The sequence below is a fragment of the Streptomyces sp. NPDC044984 genome (assembly GCF_040646935.1).
Classification (GTDB): domain Bacteria; phylum Actinomycetota; class Actinomycetes; order Streptomycetales; family Streptomycetaceae; genus Streptomyces.
In genome coordinates this window covers 32103-55391 of record NZ_JBEZBE010000021.1, presented here as the reverse complement: position 1 = coordinate 55391, position 23289 = coordinate 32103, and the positions used below count along the sequence as shown (strand labels likewise).

General features: G+C 72.4%; 24 protein-coding genes and 1 tRNA gene. 12 read left to right on the top strand and 13 right to left on the bottom strand.

All coding sequences use genetic code 11. The features are described from left to right. Window positions 1–229 precede the first annotated feature (229 nt). The 6 genes from AB0A94_RS22960 (at window position 230) to AB0A94_RS22935 (ending at window position 6761) form a co-directional block, all read left to right on the top strand. Window positions 230–712, top strand: a complete 483-nt coding sequence (locus AB0A94_RS22960) for a CarD family transcriptional regulator (protein WP_003953493.1) — start codon at window positions 230–232, stop codon at window positions 710–712. A 336-nt stretch (window positions 713–1048) separates the two neighbouring features. Then, window positions 1049–1834, top strand: a complete 786-nt coding sequence (ispD, locus tag AB0A94_RS22955; RefSeq protein WP_361747034.1) for a 2-C-methyl-D-erythritol 4-phosphate cytidylyltransferase — start codon at window positions 1049–1051, stop codon at window positions 1832–1834. After that, on the top strand, window positions 1824–2321 hold the full coding sequence (gene ispF, locus AB0A94_RS22950; protein WP_361747032.1) for a 2-C-methyl-D-erythritol 2,4-cyclodiphosphate synthase: 498 nt from the start codon (window positions 1824–1826) through the stop codon (window positions 2319–2321). Before ispD ends, ispF begins: the two co-directional genes overlap by 11 nt. A 148-nt stretch (window positions 2322–2469) precedes the next feature. Continuing rightward, window positions 2470–3870, top strand: a complete 1401-nt coding sequence (gene cysS / locus AB0A94_RS22945) for a cysteine--tRNA ligase (protein ID WP_361747030.1) — start codon at window positions 2470–2472, stop codon at window positions 3868–3870. Window positions 3871–4027: 157 nt separating this feature from the next. Beyond that, window positions 4028–4972, top strand: coding sequence for a 23S rRNA (guanosine(2251)-2'-O)-methyltransferase RlmB (gene rlmB / locus AB0A94_RS22940; RefSeq protein WP_361747028.1), 945 nt, complete (start codon window positions 4028–4030; stop codon window positions 4970–4972). A 118-nt stretch (window positions 4973–5090) separates the two neighbouring features. Then, window positions 5091–6761 (top strand): DoxX family membrane protein, encoded by a 1671-nt coding sequence (locus tag AB0A94_RS22935; RefSeq protein ID WP_361747026.1) that lies wholly within the window; start codon window positions 5091–5093, stop codon window positions 6759–6761. Between the two features lie 102 nt (window positions 6762–6863). Here the strand turns inward: AB0A94_RS22935 and AB0A94_RS22930 are convergent, their stop codons facing one another. The 5 genes from AB0A94_RS22930 to AB0A94_RS22910 form a co-directional block, all read right to left on the bottom strand. Then, complete coding sequence (locus AB0A94_RS22930; RefSeq protein WP_361747024.1) at window positions 6864–7316, bottom strand: VOC family protein; 453 nt, start codon at window positions 7314–7316, stop codon at window positions 6864–6866. Window positions 7317–7365: 49 nt separating this feature from the next. After that, window positions 7366–8097, bottom strand: coding sequence for a nucleotidyltransferase family protein (locus tag AB0A94_RS22925; RefSeq protein WP_361747022.1), 732 nt, complete (start codon window positions 8095–8097; stop codon window positions 7366–7368). A gap of 374 nt (window positions 8098–8471) precedes the next feature. Next, the gene (locus tag AB0A94_RS22920; RefSeq protein ID WP_217128651.1) at window positions 8472–8915 is read right to left on the bottom strand and encodes a hypothetical protein; all 444 of its coding nucleotides are present in this window, start codon (window positions 8913–8915) and stop codon (window positions 8472–8474) included. A gap of 183 nt (window positions 8916–9098) precedes the next feature. Next, entirely contained in the window at window positions 9099–10187 is a 1089-nt protein-coding gene (gene ugpC, locus AB0A94_RS22915) for a sn-glycerol-3-phosphate ABC transporter ATP-binding protein UgpC (RefSeq protein WP_361747020.1), read from the bottom strand. A gap of 209 nt (window positions 10188–10396) precedes the next feature. Continuing rightward, the gene (locus AB0A94_RS22910) at window positions 10397–11368 is read right to left on the bottom strand and encodes a WYL domain-containing protein (RefSeq protein WP_361747018.1); all 972 of its coding nucleotides are present in this window, start codon (window positions 11366–11368) and stop codon (window positions 10397–10399) included. Between the two features lie 91 nt (window positions 11369–11459). Between AB0A94_RS22910 and AB0A94_RS22905 the strand changes: the two genes are divergently transcribed. Next, window positions 11460–11870 carry a DUF3224 domain-containing protein gene (locus AB0A94_RS22905; RefSeq protein ID WP_361747016.1) on the top strand — a complete coding sequence of 137 codons (411 nt, stop codon included), beginning with the start codon at window positions 11460–11462 and terminating at the stop codon, window positions 11868–11870. Between the two features lie 86 nt (window positions 11871–11956). Continuing rightward, window positions 11957–12030: transfer RNA gene (locus AB0A94_RS22900), tRNA-Thr, on the top strand. Window positions 12031–12071: 41 nt separating this feature from the next. Here AB0A94_RS22900 and AB0A94_RS22895 read toward each other — a convergent pair. From AB0A94_RS22895 to AB0A94_RS22885, 3 genes are read right to left on the bottom strand one after another with little or no spacing between them, the layout of a single operon-like run. After that, window positions 12072–12959, bottom strand: coding sequence for an aminoglycoside phosphotransferase family protein (locus AB0A94_RS22895; protein WP_361747014.1), 888 nt, complete (start codon window positions 12957–12959; stop codon window positions 12072–12074). A 23-nt stretch (window positions 12960–12982) separates the two neighbouring features. Then, entirely contained in the window at window positions 12983–13957 is a 975-nt protein-coding gene (locus AB0A94_RS22890; RefSeq protein ID WP_361747012.1) for a zinc-binding dehydrogenase, read from the bottom strand. Between the two features lie 54 nt (window positions 13958–14011). Then, window positions 14012–15172, bottom strand: coding sequence for an NAD(P)-binding protein (locus AB0A94_RS22885; RefSeq protein WP_361747010.1), 1161 nt, complete (start codon window positions 15170–15172; stop codon window positions 14012–14014). Window positions 15173–15305: 133 nt separating this feature from the next. Here AB0A94_RS22885 and AB0A94_RS22880 point away from each other — a divergent pair, with 133 nt between their 5' ends. Continuing rightward, window positions 15306–15983 (top strand): pentapeptide repeat-containing protein, encoded by a 678-nt coding sequence (locus tag AB0A94_RS22880; RefSeq protein WP_361747008.1) that lies wholly within the window; start codon window positions 15306–15308, stop codon window positions 15981–15983. Between the two features lie 15 nt (window positions 15984–15998). Here AB0A94_RS22880 and AB0A94_RS22875 read toward each other — a convergent pair whose 3' ends face one another. Next, complete coding sequence (locus AB0A94_RS22875; RefSeq protein ID WP_361747006.1) at window positions 15999–16658, bottom strand: hypothetical protein; 660 nt, start codon at window positions 16656–16658, stop codon at window positions 15999–16001. Between the two features lie 64 nt (window positions 16659–16722). Beyond that, window positions 16723–17223 carry a hypothetical protein gene (locus AB0A94_RS22870; protein ID WP_361747004.1) on the bottom strand — a complete coding sequence of 167 codons (501 nt, stop codon included), beginning with the start codon at window positions 17221–17223 and terminating at the stop codon, window positions 16723–16725. Window positions 17224–17273: 50 nt separating this feature from the next. Between AB0A94_RS22870 and AB0A94_RS22865 the strand changes: the two genes are divergently transcribed. Beyond that, window positions 17274–18677: a M1 family metallopeptidase gene (locus AB0A94_RS22865; RefSeq protein WP_361747002.1), complete on the top strand. Its 1404-nt coding sequence runs from the start codon at window positions 17274–17276 to the stop codon at window positions 18675–18677. Window positions 18678–18746: 69 nt separating this feature from the next. On the opposite strand, the gene AB0A94_RS22860 is transcribed toward AB0A94_RS22865, so the two are convergent. Next, complete coding sequence (locus AB0A94_RS22860) at window positions 18747–19322, bottom strand: TerD family protein (RefSeq protein ID WP_361747000.1); 576 nt, start codon at window positions 19320–19322, stop codon at window positions 18747–18749. A 152-nt stretch (window positions 19323–19474) separates the two neighbouring features. Here AB0A94_RS22860 and arfB point away from each other — a divergent pair, with 152 nt between their 5' ends. Continuing rightward, window positions 19475–19912: an alternative ribosome rescue aminoacyl-tRNA hydrolase ArfB gene (arfB, locus tag AB0A94_RS22855; RefSeq protein WP_361747230.1), complete on the top strand. Its 438-nt coding sequence runs from the start codon at window positions 19475–19477 to the stop codon at window positions 19910–19912. Window positions 19913–20127: 215 nt separating this feature from the next. On the opposite strand, the gene AB0A94_RS22850 is transcribed toward arfB, so the two are convergent. Then, entirely contained in the window at window positions 20128–20601 is a 474-nt protein-coding gene (locus AB0A94_RS22850; RefSeq protein ID WP_361746998.1) for a GNAT family N-acetyltransferase, read from the bottom strand. 64 nt (window positions 20602–20665) lie between these two features. Continuing rightward, window positions 20666–21247: a flavin reductase family protein gene (locus AB0A94_RS22845; RefSeq protein ID WP_361746996.1), complete on the bottom strand. Its 582-nt coding sequence runs from the start codon at window positions 21245–21247 to the stop codon at window positions 20666–20668. Between the two features lie 316 nt (window positions 21248–21563). On the opposite strand from AB0A94_RS22845, the gene cdgB reads away from it, so the two are divergent. After that, window positions 21564–23261, top strand: a complete 1698-nt coding sequence (gene cdgB, locus AB0A94_RS22840) for a diguanylate cyclase CdgB (protein WP_361746995.1) — start codon at window positions 21564–21566, stop codon at window positions 23259–23261. The last annotated feature ends 28 nt before the right edge of the window (window positions 23262–23289 follow it).

The following is a 23289-nucleotide window of genomic DNA, read 5'->3' as shown; positions in this document are numbered from 1 at the left end:
TATGGGGACGTTCGGCCGCTCGTGCGGGGCTCCGGATGTGTGTAACGTACGCGTTTCGCTTGCGCCGAAGAGCCGCTCCGACCTGCGAATACCTGCTTCCGCTAGACGTCCGCAGCACGTTCCTGTCGCTGTTGTCAAGCCCCGAGAATGGCCCTGACCTGCGAAAACGCCATTCAGAAGACGCCGTATCCGTGTTACCCTGGATAGCCACGGAAGGGGTACCTGTCACATGACGTTCAAGGTTGGCGACACCGTGGTCTATCCCCATCACGGGGCCGCGCTGATCGAGGCTATCGAAACTCGCCAGATCAAAGGCGTGGACAAGACCTACTTGGTGCTGAAGGTCGCCCAGGGTGACCTGACGGTACGTGTGCCAGCGGACAATGCGGAGTTCGTCGGCGTACGTGATGTGGTCGGTCAGGACGGGCTGGACCGGGTCTTCGAGGTGCTGCGCGCTCCGTATGCCGAGGAGCCCACGAACTGGTCCCGTCGTTACAAGGCAAATCTGGAGAAGCTCGCCTCGGGCGATGTCATCAAGGTCGCGGAAGTCGTGCGTGACCTGTGGCGTCGTGAGCGCGAGCGCGGACTCTCCGCCGGTGAGAAGCGCATGCTCGCCAAGGCGCGCCAGATCCTGGTCAGCGAGCTCGCTCTCGCGGAGAACACCAACGAGGACAAGGCCGAAGCCCTGCTCGACGAGGTTCTCGCCTCCTGAGATCCCTGAGTCGCGGCTCGCCGTCGCAGCGAGCGGCACGCTCTCAGCGCTCAGTACATCGAAATGCCGCGGTGCCCGATGACGTCATGGATGTCGCCGGGCGCTGCGGCATGTCCGCCCCCGGACGCCTTCCCGCGTTGCGCTTGCGCTACACCGGGGAATGTGTCATGACTCACGTCCCCACCCCTGGCGTGCCGGGCCCGGGCGGTCGGCTCGACCAGAATCACGGAAGGGGCTGGTCAAGGCGGAACGCCCGGCACTCCCCCCGCTCCGGGAGCAAGGGGTACGCCCAGGCCATACCCACCCGGGCCGAGCACACAAACCTGACAGGAACCGATGTCTGACGATCCGCTCCCCCCGCCCTCGCCGAACCCCGCACCCGGCCGCCCGACCAGCCGTGCGGCCGCCCGTACGGCGGCCGTGATCCCGGCCGCCGGCCGTGGCGTACGCCTCGGTCCGGGCGCCCCCAAGGCCCTGCGCGCGCTGGGCGGCACGCCCATGCTCGTCCACGCCGTCCGCGCGATGGCCGACTCCCGCGCCGTCTCCCTGGTGGTCGTCGTGGCCCCGCCCGACGGCGCCCCCGAGGTCAGGTCGCTGCTCGACGCGCACGCGCTGCCCGACCGCACCGACTTCGTCGTGGTCCCCGGCGGCGACAGCCGCCAGGAGTCCGTGAAGCGCGGTCTGGACGCGCTGCCGCCCGGCTACGACATCGTCCTGGTGCACGACGCGGCCCGCCCGCTCGTCCCCGTGGACACCGTCGACTCCGTCATCGAGGCCGTCCGCGACGGAGCGCCGGCCGTCGTGCCCGCGCTGCCGCTCGCCGACACCGTCAAGCAGGTCGAGCCCGCCGCCCCGGGCGAACCGGAACCCGTGGTCGCCACCCCGGACCGGTCGCTGCTGCGGGCCGTGCAGACCCCGCAGGGCTTCGACCGGGACACCCTCGTGCGCGCGCACGAGACGGTGCGGGACGACGTCACCGACGACGCGAGCATGGTCGAACAGCTCGGCCTCACCGTCGTCACCGTCCCCGGGCACGAGGAGGCCTTCAAGGTCACCCGCCCCCTCGACCTGGTCCTCGCCGAGGCGGTCCTGGCCCGCAGGAGGCTCAACGATGGCTTCTGAACGGCCGTACCCGCTGCCCCAGGTCGGCATCGGCACCGACATCCACGCCTTCGAGGACGGCCGCGAACTGTGGTGCGCAGGCCTGAAGTGGGAGGGCGAGGGCCCCGGCCTGGCCGGCCACTCCGACGCGGACGTCGTCGCCCACGCCGCCTGCAACGCCCTCTTCTCCGCCGCCGGCCTCGGCGACCTGGGGCAGCACTTCGGCACCGGCCGCCCCGAGTGGTCCGGCGCGTCCGGCGTGACCCTGCTGACCGAGGCCGCGCGCATCGTCCGGGAGGCCGGCTTCCGCATCGGCAACATCGCCGTACAGGTGGTCGGCCCCCGCCCGAAGATCGGCAGGCGCAGGGCGGAGGCGCAGAAGCTCCTCTCGGAAGCGGCCGGCGCACCGGTCTCGGTCTCCGGCGCCACCACCGACGGGCTGGGGTTCCTGGGAAGGGACGAGGGCCTCATGGCGGTGGCGACGGCGCTCGTCGTGCACGAGGGATGACGGGGCCCACCTGACAGGGGCGCGGGGCCGTGCCGAGGTGCGGCTCCGCCGCGCGGACGCGACAGCCCCCACCGGGCCCGCGCGTGACATGCGCCCTCGAAACCGCCGGAGGCGCACCGCACCTTCCCGCGCCTACTACCCTGGTCTCGTGACTATTCGCCTGTACGACACCAGCGCCCGGCAGATCCGTGACTTCACCCCGCTCCAGCCGGGTTGCGTCTCGATCTACCTGTGTGGTGCCACCGTGCAGGCGGCACCCCACATCGGGCACATCCGCTCGGGCCTGAACTTCGACATCATGCGCCGCTGGTTCGAGTACCGCGGCCTGTCGGTGACGTTCGTCCGCAACGTCACCGACATCGACGACAAGATCATCGCCAAGTCCGCCGAGCAGGGCCGCCCCTGGTGGTCCATCGGCTACGACAACGAGCGCGCCTTCACCGACGGCTACCGGGCCCTCGGCTGCCTGCCGCCGACCTACGAGCCGCGCGCCACCGGCCACATCACCGAGATGGTCGAGATGATGCGCGGCCTCATCGAGCGCGGGCACGCCTACGAGGCCGACGGCAACGTGTACTTCGCCGTCGCCTCGTTCCCCGAGTACCTGAAGCTGTCCAACCAGGAGCTCGACAACCTGCTCCAGCCGTCCGGCGAGGGCGAGACCGGCAAGCGGGACCCGCGCGACTTCGCGATGTGGAAGGCGGCCAAGCCCGGCGAGCCGAGCTGGGAGACGCCGTGGGGCCGCGGGCGCCCCGGCTGGCACCTGGAGTGCTCGGCGATGGCGCACAAGTACCTCGGCAGTGCCTTCGACGTCCACGGCGGCGGCCTCGACCTGATCTTCCCGCACCACGAGAACGAGATCGCCCAGGCCAAGGCCTACGGCGACGAGTTCGCCCGGTACTGGGTGCACAACGCCTGGGTCACCATGAGCGGCGAGAAGATGTCGAAGTCGCTCGGCAACAGCGTCCTGGTCTCCGAGATGGTCAAGCGCTGGCGGCCCATCGTGCTGCGCTACTACCTCGGCACCCCGCACTACCGGTCGATGATCGAGTACAGCGAGGAGGCCCTGCGCGAGGCCGAGTCCGCGTTCGCGCGGATCGAGGGCTTCGTGCAGCGCGTGGTGGAGAAGGCCGGGGGCGTCGTCGAACCCGCCGCCGAGGTGCCGCCCGCGTTCGCCGAGGCGATGGACGACGACCTGGGCGTCCCGCAGGCGCTCGCCGTCGTGCACACCACCGTCCGGCAGGGCAACAGCGCGCTGGCCGCCGACGACAAGGAGGAGGCGGTCGCCCGACTCGCCGAGGTCCGCGCCATGCTCGGCGTGCTCGGCCTCGACCCGCTCGACCCGCACTGGGCCGGCGAGACCGGCCGCGGCGAGGACCTCCACGGCGTGGTCGACACCCTGGTCCGCATGGTCCTCGACCAGCGCGAGGCCGCCCGCGCCCGCAAGGACTGGCCCACCGCGGACGCCATCCGCGACCAGCTGGGCCAGTCCGGCCTGGTGATCGAGGACAGTCCGCAGGGGCCGCGCTGGAGCCTCGGCCCGCGCTGAGGAGCCGGGCCCCGACCGGCGCTGACCTCGGCATCCGAAGATCGACTGTGCCGTCCGGGCCTCCGGGCGGCACACTTCATAGGCACACGTCACAGACGTACGCACCAGGTACGCACACAAGCAGCACCACCCACGACCTCACGGAGACGGATACCTCATGGCCGCGAACAACCGCCGCATGTCCGGCAAGAAGGGCGCGCAGGTCGGCAGTGGCGGCCAGCGGCGCCGGGGCCTGGAAGGCAAGGGGCCCACGCCGCCCGCCGAGATGCGCAAGGGGCACGCCAAGCAGCGCGCCGCCCAGGCGAAGGCCCGCCGCGCCCAGGGCGCCCGCCCGCAGCAGCGGCGCGGCGGGGGCCGCTCGGCCTCCGAACTCGTCGTCGGCCGCAACCCGGTCGTCGAGGCGCTGCGCGAGGGCGTGCCCGCCTCCACGCTGTACGTCCAGCAGTTCATCGACAACGACGAGCGGGTGCGCGAGGCGCTCCAGCTCGCGGCCGAGCGCGGCGGCATCAACCTCATGGAGGCGCCGCGTCCCGAGCTCGACCGCATGACCAACGGCCTGAACCACCAGGGCCTGGTGCTCCAGGTCCCGCCGTACGAGTACGCGCACCCCGAGGACCTCGTCGCGAACGCCCACGACGAGGGTGAGGACCCGCTGATCGTCGCCCTCGACGGGGTCACCGACCCGCGCAACCTCGGCGCGGTCGTCCGGTCCGTCTCCGCGTTCGGCGGCCACGGCGTCGTCGTGCCCGAGCGGCGCGCCGCCGGCATGACCGCCGGTGCCTGGAAGACGTCCGCCGGTACGGCCGCCCGTACGCCCGTCGCCCGCGCCACCAACCTGACGCGCGCCCTGGAGGCGTACAAGAAGGCCGGCATCGCGGTCGTCGGCCTGGCCGCCGACGGGGAGGCCGAGCTCGGCGACCTCGAGGCGCTGGACGGACCGGTCGTCATCGTCGTGGGCAGCGAGGGCAAGGGGCTCTCCCGGCTGGTCGGCGAGACCTGCGACTTCCGGGTACGGATCCCGATGCCGGGCGGCGCGGAGTCGCTCAACGCCGGTGTCGCGGCGGGCATCGTGCTGTACGAGGCGGCACGCCGACGCGGCTGAACGGACGTTCGACGGGGTCGCCCGTGCGGGGCGTTCCGGGTGGTCCGGGCAGGCTTGACGCGGTCCGGACACTTCCGGCGGGTCGAGGCAGTGTCCTAACGCCGTGTCACTCGGTTAGATGCGCGTGGACACCAGAACACCCCGCACACCCACGGGGGACCGTTCGTCGGGACTCGACGACGCTCCCGCGCTGAGCATGGTGAAGGTGCCGAGCGATCCGGCCCAGGTCATCGTCAATCACGCCAGCTTCCGCGTGCAGCTGGGCGCCTCGGCGCGGCGTGCCCCCTTGCCGCGGATCGCACGGCACGCGAGTGCCGCCGAGGAGACCGCCCGCATCCCCGTCGTCACCACCGTGGGCACGCCGGGCCAGGCGCCCGCCCGCCGCCGGCCCGTCGTCTGGAGCGGCCGGTCCGCGCCCGACGACACCGGCGCCCACCGGCTGCTCCAGGCCGTACGGCACGAAGGCGTCCACCACGCCGACGAGCCGCTCGTCGACGCCGGGGGCACCCAGGTCATCCCGCGCACCGGCACCGGGTACGACTACGCCGACGACCCGGCCACCCAGCCCATCGAAACCCCGTTCGTCGGCGCCCAGCGCCGCCCGGCCGACGGGCCCCTGCTGCCCCCGATGCGCACGGTCGGCAGCGCCTACGACGAACCCGCGTACGGCGGACCCGTCTACGACGAACCCGCGTACGACGAACCCGCCTACGACGAGCCCGCGTACGGCGACGAGTCCGAGGTCACCGGCCGGCGCGCCAGGCGGCACGGCGACGACGCGGCCCGGCACGCCTACTACCCCGGACGCCGGATGAACCTCGGCGTCGTCCTGCTCCCGCTGCGCGTCTTCCTCGGCGGCATCTCCGTCTACGCCGGGATGAGCAAGCTGTGCGACCCCCTCTACTTCGAGGGCGGCAAGCGCGGCTCCATGGTCAAGTGGCTGCACACCCTGCACCCCTGGGAAGTCGCCGAGCCGCTGCGCCAGTTCGCCCTCGAGCACCCCATCGGCTCCGGCCTCGCCATCGCCTTCGCACAGATCGTCGTCGGCGTCCTGACCGCCCTCGGCTGCTGGCAGCGCCTGGCCGCCGTCGCCGGGGCGGCCCTCTCGGCGGCCCTGCTGGTCACCGTCAGCTGGAAGAGCGTCCCCGCCTACGAGACGCCCGACATCATCTACCTCGCCGCCTGGTCGCCGCTGATCATCGCGGGCGCCCCCGTCTACTCCGTCGACGGCCGCCTCGCGGGCGGGGCCTGGCGCCGGCTCGGCCCCCGCGCCGACATCTGGGACCTGCGGCGGTACGTGCTGCGCCGGGGCGCCCTGATCACCTTCGTGGTCTGCGGGTTCAGCATGCTCGTCGGGTCACTGCTCGGCGGTGCCGTGCGGGACGCCGACCGCGTGGTCGTCCCCGGACCCGGCGAGGCCCCGCGCAACGAGCTCCCCGGCTCCCCGCTGCCGGAGGAGTCCGACGACCGCCGGAAGGAGAAGCGGACCCCGCCCGCCTCCACCTCGCCCACCCGGGACGCCACCTCGGACGCGGCGAGCCCGTCCGCCGGCACCACGACCCCCGGCGCGACCCAGGGCGCCGACGCGGCCACCGGCGAGCCCAGCCAGACCCAGGGCAGCGCCGGTCAGGCCCCGCCCCAGCAGTCCTCCCCGGAGGGCCAGGCGCCCAGCACCAGCTCCGGCCCGACCTCGGGCGGCGCCGGCGCCTCCGGCGGAAGCGGCACACCGAGCGGCGGCAGCGGCGGCTCCTCCGGGAAACCCGGGCTCGTGGGCGGCCTCCTGGGGTAGGGGCGGCCACCCGCGTACGGCAGTGGGGTCCCGCACGTCGTCCGTGCGGGACCCCTTCGCCGTGGGACGGCGCCTACGGCCGGACGGCCGTCCGGCCGGCCGTCACGCCCCGCTCGCCCGGCCGCGCTGGCGCAGCGCGATCCGGTTGCCGTCCGGATCCACGGCCTCGATGCGCACCCCGAACGGGTAGTCCTCCGGATCGGGCTGGTCGAACGGCACACCGCGGTCGCGCCACACCGCGAAGTCCTTCCTCAGGTCGTCCGACTCGAGGAAGACCGAAGCGAGCGCCCTGCCCGGCTCTCCTCCGGCCGGCTGCCCCGCGGCCGCCGCGTGCGGCCACAGGAGGAACTCCAGGGCACTGCCCGGGACGCCCACCGTGAGGAAGCGCCCTTCGGGGCCCGGGTGATCGGTGCGCTTCTCCAGGCCGAGCTGGTCCGTGTAGAACCTCAGAGACCGGTCCTGGTCGGTCACGTTGATCGTCACGTACATGACGTCGGTCAGCATCGTGCGGTCCTCTCCCTCCACCCGTACGGCGCGGCGGTGTCGCCACGTCACGTCACTGACGGACGGCGACCGGACGATGTGACGGATGGACGGAGAGAATTCAGCGGCCCTGGGACGCCAGCTCCCTGGCCGCCTCCGTCAGGTCCTTCGCGGTGTCGATCGCGCGCCAGTAGGAGCCCTGGGGGATCGGGAAACCGGCCAGGCGGCGCTCACGCGCCAGATGCGGGAACGTGGTGCGCTCGTGGTCGCCGCGCTCCGGGAGCAGACCGGCGAACTCGGGGGAGAAGACGTACACGCCCGCGTTGATCTCGAAGGTCGACGGCGGGGCCTCGATGAAGTCGGTGATGTGCCCGAACCCGTCCGTGCGCACCGCGCCCCACGGGATGCGGGGGCGGGCCAGGGCGAGGGTCGCGACGGCGTCCCGCTCGGTGTGGAAGTCGGCCATGTCGCGCAGCGAGAAACGGGTCCAGATGTCGCCGTTGGTGGCGTACCAGGGCCGGTCCGGGCGCGGGAGGCGGGCGGCGGCGTACTTCAGGCCGCCGCCGCGGCCGAGGGGTTCCGTCTCGACGACGGTGGTGACGGAGAGGGGCAGGTCGGCGGTGTCCAGCCACTTCTGCAGGACCTCGGCGAGGTGGCCGCAGGAGACCACCACGTCCGTCACGCCCTCCTCGGCGAGCCAGGAGAGCTGGTGGCCGATGATCGGGGTTCCCGTGCCGGGGATCTCGACCATCGGCTTGGGGCGGTCGTCGGTGTACGGACGAAGCCGGGATCCCTGGCCTCCGGCCAGGACTACGGCTTGTACGGGGCGGGCGACGGCACGCGGATCGGTCATGCCCGCACTTTACGCGGCGCTTGCGAGGCGCCCGGCGGTGGTGTGGCCGGTGCCTTACGGGGCGCCCCGGCGATGTCGTGGACCGGGGGTTTGTCGCGCGGCCCGGCGTTTGCGGGGTGCCTCCCTCACTCTCGGCTTCTCCCTCACTCTCGGCTTCTCCCTCACTCTCGGCTTCGCTCGAGCGGGAGGGACCCCCATGAGCGGGAGGGACCCCCATCGCCCACCCTTCCCCCCTCGGCTGCGCTCGGGCGGGGGACCCCCATCGCCCTGGGGGCACCTCCCAGGCCTTCAAGGCACTGGGGGAGGCACGACTGCCCGCGGGAACGGCAGGAACGGCAGGAGTGGCGGGAATGGCGGGAATGGCGGGAGCGGGGTCAGTGGGTGGCTGTGGTGACGCCTGAGGCGAAGGAGGTGTCGCAGACCGGGCGGGCGTAGGACTGGGCCTTGGTGGGGCCGTAGACGCGGACCGCCGCCTTGCCGAGGGCGCGGGCGATGGACGCGCAGTGCTTCGCCAGCGACGGGCGGTCGTTCACGGCCTGCTGGAGGTGGGTGAGCGCCACGCCCGGGTCCTCCTCCTGCAGTTCGATCAGCAGCCTGTCCCGCAACACGTGCTGCGGCGCCCGGGCGTCGGCACGGGAGGACGCGTCGGAGGCGGCCGTGAGCACGGGGCTCGAGGAGGTCCCCGACCAGTTGACCCGAGCGACCGCGAGGGTCCCGGAGAACACCAGGACGACGGGCAGGACGAAGGCGAGGGAACGGCCGATCCGGCGGGCGGGGCCCCGGCCGCGACGCGTCTGACGGTTAGTGGAGTGCTTCACGCGAGCGAGGGTAGCGCCAGGTAGCGACAAGAAAACATTCCGTCACCGTTACGGGGGACGCGGAACTCGATACTCCGGGTGGCGTGTTGACGTACAAGGATCGAAATGACCGGTATGCCGGGGTATTTGTCGACAACGCGAAGGGCCCCGCAGCTCGCTGCGGGGCCCTTCGGTGAAACGGCGTCAGTCGGACAGGCGCGCACCGGTCGACGTCGAGAACACGTGGGTCTCGCCCGCGCGCGGCACGACGTGCAGCACGCTGCCCTTCTCCGGGACGTCACGGCCGCCGACGCGGACGACGATGTCCTTGGACTCGCCACCGACCTGCGCGGTGCCGTAGACGTACGCGTCGGAGCCCAGCTCCTCGACGACGTTGACGGTGACGGCGACACCCTGGTCGGAGTCGGCGCCGGCCACGTCGAAGTGCTCGGGGCGGACGCCCACGGTGACGGTCTTGTCGCTGGTCGCGGAGAGCGCGTCACGCTGCACCGGCACCACCGAGTTGCCGAACTTCACACCGCCGTCGGCGATCGGGACCTCGACCAGGTTCATGGCCGGGGAGCCGATGAAGCCGGCGACGAACAGGTTCGCGGGCTTGTCGTACATGTTGCGCGGGGTGTCGACCTGCTGGAGCAGACCGTCCTTGAGGACCGCGACGCGGTCACCCATGGTGAGGGCCTCGACCTGGTCGTGGGTGACGTAGACGGTGGTGATGCCCAGGCGGCGCTGCAGCGACGCGATCTGCGTACGCGTCGACACACGGAGCTTGGCGTCCAGGTTGGACAGCGGCTCGTCCATGAGGAACACCTGCGGCTCACGCACGATCGCGCGGCCCATCGCGACACGCTGGCGCTGACCACCGGAGAGCGCCTTCGGCTTGCGGTCGAGGTACTCGGTGAGGTCGAGGATCTTCGCGGCCTCCTCGACCTTCTGCCGGATCTCCGCCTTGTTGACGCCGGCGATCTTGAGCGCGAAGCCCATGTTGTCGGCGACCGTCATGTGCGGGTAGAGCGCGTAGTTCTGGAACACCATGGCGATGTCCCGGTCCTTCGGCGGCAGGTGCGTGACGTCGCGGTCACCGATGCGGATGGCACCGCCGTTGACGTCCTCGAGCCCCGCGAGCATGCGGAGCGAGGTGGACTTGCCGCAACCGGACGGACCGACCAGGACGAGGAACTCGCCGTCCGCGATCTCGATGTCGAGGGCGTCGACGGCGGGCTTGGTGGAGCCGGGGTAGACCCGGGTCGCCTTGTCGAACGTGACAGTGGCCATGGTGAATGGTCCCCTTCTACCGGCAGGAACGTGCCGGACGATCCGAGTAGGAAGGTGATGCCACGACGGGTGTTCCGTTGTGGTGTGGTCCACGCGAGTGAACTGGCACAGGACGGTACCCGGCGTTCACCTGGTTGTCAGTAGTTCCAGGGCCGTGAATTTCGCGGAAACTTTCGATCACGGGGGTGACTGTTACGTTTCGTACGTGATCACCGTGCGCTCGCGTAGCGGTCCGCCAGCACCTCCACCGCCGTCGCGACCGCCTCCCGCAGCCCCGCCGGGCCGAGCACCTCCGCCTCGACGCCGAGCCGCAGCAGGTCGCCGGTCGCGACCGCTTCCGACTCGACGGCCAGCTCCACCTCCACCCAGCCCCGCCCGTCCGCCGGCCCCGCGTCCGCGAGCGCCCGCGCCCCCGCCGCCCCGAACTGCATCGGCAGCAGCTTCTGCCCGCGCGGCGAGAGCCGCACCCGGGCCGTGCCCTGCCGCATCGCCGCCTCCATCCGCCGGGACGACTCCGTCCAGTACGCGGCCAGGTCGAAGCCCGCGGGCCGGGTGAACTCCTCGCCCGTCTCCGCCACCGCCCGGAACCGCGACACCCGGTAGGTGCGCACCGCGTCGTCCGCCAGCGCCACCAGGTACCAGATGCCGCCCTTCAGCACGAGCCCCAGCGGACGCACCTCCCGGTGCACCTCGCCGCGCCAGCGCCGGTAGTGGGTCCGGAGCACCCTGCGCTCCCACACGGCCCGCGCGATCGGCTCCAGGTGCGGCACGGGGTCGGCGTCCCGGAACCAGGCCGGCGCGTCCAGGTGGAATCGCTCGCGCACCCGCCGCGCCTGGTCCGCCAGTTCGCCCGGCAGGGAGGCCTCCACCTTCAGCTGGGCGCTCGCCAGTACGGCACCCAGCCCCAGGTCCCTGGCCGGTCCCGGCAGTCCCGCGAGGACCAGTGAACCGGCCTCCGCGTCCGTCAGCCCGGTGAGCCGCGTGCGGTAGCCCTCCAGCAGGCGGTAGCCGCCCTCCGGCCCGCGTTCGGCACGCACCGGCACCCCGGAGGCGCCGAGCGCCTCGATGTCCCGGTACACGGTGCGCACCGACACCTCCAGCTCGGCCGCCAGTTCGGGGGCGGTCATCCGGCCGCGGTTCTGCAGCAGCAGGAGCAGGGAGAGGAGCCGGTCGGCGCGCATGGGAGCCATTGTCCCGCCGTACCTGACAGAGGATGTCAGGTACGGCCGGAAGGGTGGGGGCACACCGTCGTCCACCCGGAAGGGAACGCCCATGCCCACCACCGAGATCACCGGTCACTTCACCTTCGCCGACTGGAAGGAGAGCCCCGTCACCGAGGAGGGCGGCCTCCCCCGCCTCGCGCACGCCACGGTCACCAACGCCTTCTCGGGCGGCATCGAGGCCGAGGCCACGACCTGCGACTACGCGATCACCTACCTGACCGGCGGAACGGGCGCCTTCACGGGCATGGAGCTCGTCGGCGGCCGGGTCGACGGCCGGGCCGGCACCTTCGTCCTGGAGGAGCGCGGCCGCTTCGAGCCCGACGGCACCGTCCACTGCGTCCTCGAGGTCGTCGAGGGCTCGGGCACCGGGGAGCTGACGGGGCTGCGCGGCACGGGCGGGTTCACCTACCGGCACGGGGAGACGGAGGTGGCGTACACCTTCGCGTACGACTTGGGGTGAACGGGCGGGACCTCGTCCCACAAGTGCGTGGCCCGGCGAAACCGGCTCTGTGTACAGTGGACCAGCCTTCGCGCGCGCCGCGCGGCGCCTCCTTAGCTCAGCTGGCCAGAGCAACGCACTTGTAATGCGTAGGTCGTCGGTTCGAATCCGACAGGGGGCTCAGTGAAACCCCAGGTCAGGACTGCTCTGACCTGGGGTTTTTCATGCCGTACGACCGCGCAGGCGGCGCGCGATCTCCAGGTCCGCCTCGTCCAGCGGGCGGCCGTCCTCGATCTCCCAGAGGCAGTTCTGCAGCAGCCTGCCGTACGTCCACGCGCGCGCCCGCGCGCGATCCAGACCGAGGACGTCGGTCATGGCGTCGAAGCGCCAGATGACGTCGTCGGGGTCGAAGTTGTTGGCGAGGGCGGGCCAGAGGTCGAAGCCGGGGTCGCCGGCCAGGGGCTTGGGGTCGATGGCGAGCCAGGGGGCGCGGTCGGCGGCGAGGACGTTCTCGTCGTGCAGGTCCCAGTGGAGGAGGCGGTCGCCGGGTTCGTCGGTGACCTCGCGCACGGCTGCCGCCCAGTCGGCGACGAGGCGGCGGGCCGCCGGGTCCGGGATGTGCTCCAGGGCCCGGGGGGTCCGCTCCAGCATGGACCGGGCGATGTCGCCGAGCCGGCGCATGCCCTCGGGTGCCGGGGTGGTGTGGAGGTGGGCGAGGAGGCGGGCGATCACCAGGACGCCCTCGTGGACGTCCTCCTGGTGCGAGAGCATCCTGGTGGCGTCGAGGCGTTCCAGGAGCATGGTGCCGGTGGGCGCGTCGTGGTCGAGCAGGCGGACCGCGCCGTCGCCGTTCCACAGGCGCAGGGCGACGGGTTCGCCGTCGGTCTCGTGGTCGCGGATCTGGAGCTTCAGTACCGCGGGTGCGCCGTCCGCGCGGTCGACGGGGAGGACCAGGGCGCTCACGCCGTGCATGGGCGCGCCGGTGACGCGCAGGTTCCAGCGGTGCAGGAAGGTGGCGGTGAGGTCGGGCAGGGCGGCGATGAAGGCGCGGCCGGCCTCCTTGTTGAACTTCTCCTGGGCGGCGGCGAGTTCTGCGGGAACGTCGATCACCTCTCGCACAGTAGTGGCACCCGCTATGGCTCCAGGACGACTTTTCCGGTCGTGGCCCTGTTCTCCAGGGCCCGGTGGGCGGCGGCGGCCTCGGCGAGCGGGAAGCGGTGCACGGCGGGGGTGAGCCTGCCCTCGGAGGCCTCGGTGAGGGCGCGCAGTTCGAGGGTGCGGACGGGATCGGGGCCGCCTGCCCTGCGCATCATCTCGGGGCCGAGGACGTTGATCGAGAGGCCCTCGACGAGGTACGGGCTGTCGCTGGTGATGCCCTGGGAGGACCAGCCGAAGACGACGTGGCGGCCGTCGGGGGCGAGGAGGTCGACCGCCGCGCGGGCGGTGTCGCCGCCCACGCCGTCGTAGACGAGGGTGACCTTGCCGCGGTGGGCGTCGAGTCGTCCGGGCCAGTGGGGGTCCGTGTAGTCGACGGCGAGGTCGGCGCCGTTGGCGGTCACCCGGGCGGTCTTCGCGGGGCCGCCGGCCAGGCCGATGACGGTGGCGCCGGCGTTCTTGGCGTACTGCACGAGGAGGGTGCCGATGCCGCCTGCCGCGGCCGGGACGAGGACCACGTCCCCGGGGCCGGGTTCGGCGAACTGCACGATTCCCATCACCGTACGGCCCGTGCCGATCATGGCGACGGCCTCGGCGAAGTCGAGGCGTTCGGGGATCTCGTGGAGCCGGCCGGCGTCGGTGACGGCCAGTTCCGCGTAGCCGCCGGGGACGAAGCCGAGGTGGGCGACGACGCGGCGGCCGAGCAGGTCCTCCGGGGTGCCTTCGCCGAGCGCGTCGACCACTCCGGCGACCTCGCGGCCGGGGACGGTCGGCAGGGCGGCCGGGCCGGGACCGGGGCCCCGCACGCCTTCGCGCAGGGCCGTGTCGAGGAGGTGGACGCCGGCCGCGCGGACGGCGATGCGGACCTGTCCCGGGCCCGGTCGTGGGTCCTCGACCTCTTCGTGGGTGAGGTTCTCGGCCGGGCCGAAGGCGTGCAGGCGGATGGCGTGCATGTGGGGTCCCCCAGGGGTCGGGTCGTGCGCCGTTGCGGCTCCCACTCTTCGGCCTCAAGCGTGCTTGAGGTCAAGCGTGTTCCGGCCGAGGGCGAGGGAGACGGCCGTCAGGGCGCTGTTGAAGGAGACCTCGGAGAGCACGCCGGGGGCGGCGACCTGGTCGCCGGCGAGGTAGACGCCGTCGCCGCGGTCGACGGCGGGGCGGTCGCGCCAGCTGGTGCCGGGCAGGTCGACGGCGCCGGTGCGGCCGTTCGCCACCGTGTCCCGCCGCCAGGTGACCCGTTGCCGCCAGCCCTGGAAGGCGAGGTCGAGCAGTTCCTCCGCGCGGGCGGTGCCGTCCGCCTTGGTCTCGTGCGGGCCGATGGGGATCTGGCCCTGGATCAGCTGTTCGCCGGCGGGGGCGAGGGTGCGGTCCTGGGCGGTGAACCGCTCCAGCCAGCCGGGCGCGTCGAGGTCGGACACGGCGAACGCGTCACCGCGCCGGGTGCGTACGGCGAGGTCGACCAGGACGGTGCGGCCGCTCGGCCAGGTCAGCGAGGGGTCGCCGAGGAGGCGGCGGGCGGAGTCGAGCGAGGTGGCGACGACGACCGGGGTGTCGGTGGGCAGGGTGTGGACGCGGGAGAGGGTCTCCATCCGTACGCCCAGGTTCCACGCGTGGGCGGCCATCCGGTCGATGAGCCCGCCCCAGCCGCCGCGCGGGTAGTGGGCCTCCGGGGGCAGTTTGGTGGCGCGGCGCAGGCGTTCCTGCACGAACGCGGCGGACAGGGAGCCCGGGTCGTGGTGGAACAGGGCGACCGCGGCGTAGTGGGCGGCGGCCCGTGCGCCCTCCTCGCCGGCGATGTCGGTGGCCCAGGTGAGGAAGTCGGTGTCGACGGGGGCCTGGGGGATGCCGCGGCGCAGGAGTTTCAGCAGGGCGAAGGGCGGGGTGCGGCGCAGGGTGCCCCGGTGGCGGAGCCGCAGCCGGGCGGCCTCCAGGGGCGGGAGCGGGGCGAGCGGGCCGATGAGGCCGCGCTGTCGGAGCCAGGTCCAGTGCGGGCCGCCGTTGTAGAGGGCGTGTGGTCCCTCGTTCGTCCGGTAGGGGCCTTCGGCGGTGCGGGCCCGGCCGCCCAGGGTGTGGTGGGCTTCGTGGACGGTGACCTTGGCGCCCGCTTCGGCGGCGGTGATGGCCGCGGTGAGTCCGGCGAAGCCGCCGCCGACGACGGTGATGGGGTGCATGGCTGGGGGTCTCCCTCGGTCGGGTCGCCTTCCGGCTTTGCGTAGAGGACGGAGCGAGGGCGCGGGAATGTGACATGCGCCGGGTTCCGGCAGGTCGGACGGGTTGTCAGTGGTGGGGTGCAGCATGGGGGGCATGGCGAGGAGAGCGGTGGGCGGTACGAGGGTGAGGGCGGCGCTCCGCCCCGAGCTGCGGTTGCCCGCGTTGGAGCGGTACGAGGGGGGTGGGCTGGAGCCGGACGGGGACTACGACGGGCTGGAGTTCCGGGAGGCGGACCTTGCCGGGCAGGACGGCGGCGGGGCGCGTTTCATGGACTGCGCGCTGACGGGGTGCGCGCTGGACGGGACGCGGCTGTCCCGGGCGCGGGTGCTGGACTCGGTGCTCGCCGGTGTCCGGGGCGTGGGCACCGACCTCGCGGGGGCGACCCTGCGCGACGTCGAGCTGACCGACGCGCGTCTCGGGGGGACGCAGTTGCACGGGGCGGCGCTGGAGCGGGTGCTGGTCCGGGGCGGGAAGATCGACTTTCTGAACCTGCGTTCGGCCCGGCTCAAGGACGTCGTCTTCGAGGGGTGCGTGCTGGTCGAGCCGGACTTCGGCGGTGCGCGGCTGGAGCGCGTGGAGTTCGTGGACTGCGCGCTGAAGGGCGTGGACCTCTCGGGGGCCGTGCTGAAGGACGTGGACCTGCGGGGGGTCGCGTCGCTGGAGATCGCGCGGGGGGTGGACCGGCTGTCGGGGGCGGTGATCGGCACGGCCCAGCTGCTGGACCTGGCGCCGGTGCTGGCGGGGGAGCTGGGGATCAGGGTGGAGGGGTGAGGAGTGATGAGGGGCTCATTCCCCGTACCAGCCCCACGCGCCCGCTCCTTCGGACGGGTCGAAGGACTGGTGCAGTGCGATGAGGGCGTTGACGAGACGGGGATCGACGTCGGGGGTCAGCAGCCGGTAGTCCTCGGCCACCGCGCGGAAGACGAGGTGCGCCCGGCGTGAGCCGTCCCGCCAGATGATCCGCCGGGGCGGACGGATCCCGCCGTCGCCCTCGCCCAGGAGGGTCGTGATCAGCCACACCAGACGGACGGGCAGTCCCACCGGCCACCACAACGCCCACCACACCAGACGGCCCGCGTACCCCCGGAGAGCGGGTCCGGCGACCGGTTCCACGGTCCAGCGTCTACGGCCGGGCCGGACGGCCCGTCGGCGCCGCAGGGTGATCCGTCCGATCGGTGCGCCGGCCGGGTCGAGGACGTGGTAGACGGCGGGGCGTCCGCTCAGTCGCGAGCCCAGGGGCTGCTCGGTGATCACTCGGGCGACCGGGGTCCGGTCCTCGGCGAGGAGGTGGAATGCGCGTATCGAGTGGAGTCGGTCGGGGGTGGGGCTGTCGACGTCGCGCGAGAGCCGGACGGCCGGGCCGAGGACGTCCGGTGCTCCGTCACGGACGACGGCCGGCGGGAACACCCTGTGGTCCATCGCGTAGGTCGCACGTCCCTGCGCCACTGGTCTCCCTCTCCGTTGCGGTGCCGCTCCGGGGCGATGCTCTCACCGTGGTGATCGGGGGCCGTCAGGGGATCCTCGGGAAGCGGGCCTGGAGGGTCCAGACGGCCGGGTTCTCGGCGAGGTCCTCGTGGAGGTCGGTCAGGTCCGCGAGGAGGTCGTGGAGGAAGTCGCGGGCCTCGCGGCGGAGTTCGGCGTGGGAGAAGGTCAGCGGGGGTTCGGAGGCGGGCAGCCATTCCGCCTCGATGTCCACCCAGCCGAAGCGGCGTTCGAAGAGCAGGCGGTCGGTGGACTCGGTGAAGTCCAGTTCCGCGTGCTGGGGGCGGGAGGCGCGGGAGCCGGCCGGGTCCCGGTCGACGAGTTCCACGATGTCGCACAGCGCCCACGCGAAGTCGAGCACCGGCACCCATCCCCAGGCCGTGGACAGCTCGCGGTCCGACGTCGTGTCGGCGAGGTAGACGTCGCCGCAGAACAGGTCGTGCCGCAGGGCGTGGACGTCCGCACGGCGGTAGTCGGTCTGCGGGGGGTCGGGGAAGCGGTTGGAGAGGGCGTAGCCGATGTCGAGCACGGGGGTGATGGTGTCACGCCGTGGCGCGTCCCTCCTCGTAGGATCCCGGGGTGTGCTTCCACCGCCCCGGCTTCCGCAGTGTCGCCGCCGCTCTGCTCGTGGTGTCCGTGGCCGCCTGCGGGGGTGGGGCCGGGGGCTCCGCCGGCCGCCCCGGCGTGGGTGATCCCTACTTCCCGAAGGCCGGTAACGGTGGTTACGACGTCGGCCACTACACCCTCGACCTCGCCTACGACCCCCGTACGCACCGTCTCACCGGTACCGCGACGATCACCGCCCGGGCGGCGGAGGACCTCTCCGCGCTCAACCTCGACCTCGAGGGGCTCGACGTCGAGGAGGTCACCGTGGACGGTGCGGCCGCCCGCTGGAGCCGGGCGGGGCAGGAGCTGACCGTCCGCCCGCGGGAGGCGGTGGACGGCACCTTCCGGGTGACCGTCCGCTACGGCGGTGCCCCGGTGACCCTCACCGACCCGGACGGTTCCGAGGAGGGCTGGCTGCGCACCGCCGACGGGGCGCTGGCGCTGGGGGAGCCGGTGGGGTCGATGGCGTGGTTCCCGGGCAATCACCACCCCTCCGACAAGGCGACGTACGCCCTCGCGGTGACCGTGCCGAAGGGGTGGCGGGCGGTGTCCAACGGGGAGCCGGCCGGTGAGGAGCGCAAGGGGAGCCGTACGACGTACCGCTGGCGCACCGGCGAGCCGATGGCGAGCTATCTCGCGACGCTGGCCGTCGGCAGGTACGAGGTCCGCCGCACGGCGACCGCCGACGGGCTGCCCGTGTACACGGCCGTCGATCCGGAGCAGGCGGGGGCGAGCCGTGCGGTCCTGGCGCGGATCCCCGAGGTGCTGGCATGGGCGGAGCGGACCTTCGGGCCGTACCCCTTCTCCTCAGCGGGCGCGGTCGTCGAGCGTCCCGAGGACGCCGGGTACGCCCTGGAGACCCAGAACCGGCCGGTCTTCCCCGGCGCCCCCGACATCGGGCTGCTGGTCCACGAGATCGCCCACCAGTGGTACGGCAACTCCGTGACCCCGCGCACCTGGCGGGACATGTGGCTCAACGAGGGCTTCGCGACGTACGCGCAGTGGCTGTGGCAGGAGGAGCACGGCGGCGACACCGCGCAGCGGACGTTCGACTCGCTGTACGCCGGCGGGTACTTCCCGGACGCGGGGACCAACGCGGCGCTGTGGTCCTTCCCGCCCGCGAAGCCGCCGGACGCGGCGCGCATCTCCGCCACTCCCGTGTACTGGCGTGGCGCGATGGTCCTGCACAAGGTCCGGCAGACGGTCGGCGACGACGCCTTCCGCGCCCTGCTCCGGGGCTGGGCGCGGGAGCACCGCCACGGCAACGCGGACACCGGCGACTTCACGTCGTACGTGGAGGAGTCGGCTCCCGGTGAGGACTTCGCCGGGATCTGGGAGGACTGGCTGTACGGCGAGGGGCGGCCGGAGCGGCCCTGAGCGTGTGCCGGAGCCCCCGGCCGGGCGGGACGCCGGGCCGAGGGCTCCGATGCTGAAGCGGGGCGTCCGTCAGACGTTCACGCCGAAGTCCTGGGCGATGCCCGCGAGGCCCGAGGCGTAGCCCTGGCCGACCGCGCGGAACTTCCACTCCGCGCCGTTGCGGTACAGCTCGCCGAAGACCATGGCGGTCTCGGTGGCCGCGTCCTCCGACAGGTCGTAGCGGGTGATCTCGGCGCCGCCGGCCTGGTTGATGATGCGGATGTAGGCGTTGCGCACCTGGCCGAAGTTCTGCGAGCGGTTCTCGGCGTCGTAGATCGAGACCGGGAAGACGATCTTGTCGATGTCGGCCGGGAGCCCGGCGAGGTTGACGTTGATCGCCTCGTCGTCGCCGGCGCCCTCGCCGGTGCGGTTGTCACCGGTGTGGACGATGGTGCTGTCCGGGGTCTGCTTGTTGTTGAAGAACACGAAGTGGGCGTCCGAGTAGACCTTGCCCTGCGTGTTGACCGCGATCGCCGAGGCGTCGAGGTCGAAGTCCGTGCCGGTGGTGGTGCGGACGTCCCAGCCGAGGCCCACGGTGACGGCGGTCAGGCCCGGAGCCTCCTTGGTGAGCGAGACGTTGCCACCCTTGGACAGGCTTACAGCCATTGTTGGGAGTCCCTTCCCTCGTTTACGTACGGCTAGAAGCTACAGCTATCACCTTGAACGCGGAGAGGGGTGCAAGAGGTTCCGGGTCTCTTTACTTTCTTTACCCGCGTTCCGGGATATTCGGGTGACGTGGCCCGGTCAGGCACGGGAACCTGTACGGCATGTCCGGTCCCTATCTCATCCGCGGCTCCGTCTCCCTGCCCGAGGCCGAGCTCATGTGGCGTTTCTCGCGGTCGTCCGGGCCCGGTGGACAGCATGTGAACACCAGCGACTCCCAGGTCGAACTGCGTTTCGACCTCGCCCGTACCGAGGCGCTGCCCGAGGTGTGGAAGCAGCGGGCGCTCCAGCGGCTGGCCGGGCGGCTGACGGGCGGTGTGATCGCTGTTCGCGCTTCGGAGCACCGTTCGCAGTGGCGCAACCGCGAGGCGGCCGCGGTGCGGCTGGCGGCGCTGCTCGCGGAGGCGAGCGCGCCGCCGCCGAAGCCGCGCCGGCCGACCCGCATCCCGCGCGGCATCAACGAGCGGCGGTTGCGGGAGAAGAAGCAGCGGTCCGAGACGAAACGGGGGCGCTCCGCGCGGGACTGGGGGTGACCCCCCAACTCCCCCTGGGCGTGGCCCCGGCCCCCGAGGTGTGGCCCCGGCCCCCGAGGTGTGGCCCCGGCCACCGGTGGTTCCTGCGGAGGTGTTGGGCCGGAGGTCCGGGGGACGCCGCGTGAGTGTCCCTGCGGGGCCGTGGTGGCTGGTCGCGCAGTTCCCCGCGCCCCTTTCGGGGCGCGGGACCCCGTCCCCTGTCGGGGCCCGGTGGTTCAGTCCAGGTTCAGCACGCCCACCGTCTCGCCCTCGGCGACCTCGCAGTTCTTGCGGAAGCCCAGGTTCAGGTAGAAGCCCTCGGGGCCGTTGTCGCCGGGCTCCCAGGTGACGTAGAACTCGCGCGCGCCCCGGCGGCGGAGTTCCTCGGCCACCGACTCCACGGCGAACCGCCCGTACCCCTTGCCCTGCTCCTGCGCCGCGATGTTCAGGCGCCACAGGCCGGAGCGGATGACGCTGCCGCCGTCCTCGTGCCAGTCGATGTCGAGGAAGGCCATCAGGAAGCCGACCGCGCGGTCGCCGTCCATGATCAGGCGGGGCCAGGCGGAAGCGGGATGCACGTAGGCCTCGGCGAGGGAGTCCACCACCGGCGAGACCGCGAATTCCTGGTCGGGGCGGACCCGTATGCCGAGGGCGGCCTTGAGGTTCTTCGGTGTGATCTCTTCGAGGCGAAGTGCGGTGGTCGTCGTCACCCGGGCACCCTAAGCGGGTAAATCCCGCGCCGTAAAAGGGATTTCGGTCACGACGGCAAAGAGTTCAGCCCAACTGCCGGTAACGGCCCCGGAAATACGTCAGCGGACCGCCCTCCGCGCTCGGCACCCGGGCGGTCAGGACGCGGCCGATCACCAGGGTGTGGTCCCCGGCCGGCACCCGCTGCTCGGTGCGGCACTCCAGGGTCGCCAGCGCGCCGCCCACCAGCGGGGCCCCGCTGTACTCGCCGCGCAGGTACGGGATGTCCGCGAAGAGCAGGCGGTCGCTGACCCGGCCCTTCATCGCGAAGCGGCCCGCGACGTGCCGCTGGCTCTCGGAGAGCACGGACACCGCCCACAGGGGCTGCTCGTCGAGGAGTTCGTCCATGCGGGAGCCGTTGCGCAGGCTGACCAGCACCAGCGGCGGGTCCAGGGAGACCGACAGGAACGCGGTGGCCGTCATGCCGACGTCCTCGCCGGCCGGCGCCGCGGGGTCGTCGGGGTCCAGCGGCGGCTCCTGCGCGGTCACCAGGACCACGCCGGCGGCCAGCCGGGACAGGGCGGCTCGGAACTCGTCGTTGCTCACCCCCTCAGCATGCCGGGCGGCGGGCGCAGCGGTGACCGTGGACGGGGCGGAAGTGTTCGGCACGCCGGAAACGCTAATCTCCGCTCCACAGGCACCGCATCGGACCCCGGCCCGATCCGGGACCTAGGACCAACGCCCGAGACGGACACAGGCCATGCACAAGCACCACAAAAACTGCGTTCGTCAAACACGCGGGGAAACCGCGGAAAGTCCACGCAATTGTTCACGTTTACCTGTGACTTGAGTCACAAGGGGCAAGAATTGTTGACCCTGTGTACCGAGTGAGCAGCGCGCTGTGATTCAGTGGCGGAGAAGCTGCTGGGACGATACGCCGAAGACAACCCTTGATTCGCTGCGAGGTCTCGGGGGGAGGGCGAGGATGGAGACCGAGTCGGAACCCTACGTCCGTCTTGCGTCGCTGCGACAACTCCACCAGGCCATGGCCGACATGAACACGGCCCGCAGCCTGGCGGACACCTTGCAGACGGTCGCCGACGGCGTCGTGGGCGCCCTCGGGTACGAGCTGGCGTGCGTCAACCTCGTACGCCCCGACGGTGACCTGGTCGTCGCCGCCCTGGCCGGGAACTCCGCCGCCGAGGCCCTCATCACCGGACGGGCCGGCTCCCGCGAGTCCTGGGACCGCCGCCTCAGCATGGGCGAGCGCTGGGGCGACCTGGTCTTCATCCCGCACACCGAGGGCTGGGTCCTCGACGACGACGACGTCCCGCAGTGGTACACCGACGGGCCCGCGCCCCGCTTCGAGGACGAGTGGCACCCCTCCGACCGGCTCTTCGCCCCGATGTACGCCCCCGGCCCGCAGGGCGGCGGCACCTCCGGGGAACTGGTCGGCGTCCTCTCCGTGGACCGCCCGCGCAACGGCCGCCGGCCCGGCGCCTGGGGCCGCGAGGCCCTGCAGATGTACGCCTTCCAGGCCGCCATCGCGATCAGCAACGCGCGTCTGCGTGCCAACATGCAGCGCGCCCTGGTCCGCCTGGAGCGCGACCAGCAGGCGCTGCGGGCCAGCGAGGAGAGCTTCCGGCAGGCCTTCGAGTACGCCCCCTCCGGCATGGCCATCGCCGAGATGGGCGGCGACCAGCACGGCCGCATCCTGCGCACCAACGACGCCCTGTGCCGCCTGCTGGGCCGCCCCGCCTCCGCGATGCGCCGCTACTCCTTCTCCGACCTCGTCCACCCCGAGGACATAGGCACCCTGCTGCGCACCTCCCCCGAGGGCGGCCGGGCCGAGCTGCGCCTGGGCCGCCGCGACGGCACCTTCGTCTGGGTCTCGCTGCGCAACTCCGTCGTCGCCGACGCCGCCGACGGCCCCCGCTTCCTCCTCACCCACGTGGAGGACATCGAGGAGCGCAAGCGCCGCGAGCTCCAGCTCGCCCACCGCGCCTCCCATGACTCGCTCACCGGGCTGCCCAACTCCGCCGAGCTGCGGTCCCGGCTGTCCGCCCGGCTGTGCCGGCAGCAGCCGCACGGCGCGCTGCCCGCCGCCGTCGACTCCATGGCACCCTTCGAGTCCTTCGACTCCCACGACGCCGCCTACGGCCCGCCGGTCTTCGACCGGGGGCACGACTTCGACTTCCCGCCGGGCACGGAGGGGCACGAGGGCTACGACGGCTACGACCACCACGTGCACACCGTCGCGCCCGCCGCGGAGTTCGACGACGGCGCCAAGGGGCTCGCGGTCCTCTTCTGCGACCTCGACGGCTTCAAGTCGATCAACGACCGGTTCGGGCACAACGCGGGTGACGCGGTGCTCATCGAGGTCGCCCGCCGGCTCAGCGGCGGCGTACGGGACGGCGACACCGTCGCCCGGCTCGGCGGCGACGAGTTCGTGATCCTCGCCGACGGTCTCGGCCGGGCCGACGCCCAGGACCTCGCCGTACGGCTGCGCAACGAGATCATCCAGCCCATCCGGGCCGAGGGGCGGGCCGTGCGGGTCGGCGCCAGCTTCGGCATCGGGTGGGCGCACTGCGGGATGACGGCGGACGAAGTGCTGAAGTCCGCCGACGAGCGGATGTACGTCGAGAAACGATCTCGTCCCAAACAGCATCGGCGTGCGGGATGAGCCGCAGGTCAGTGGTTTGATGCGGTCT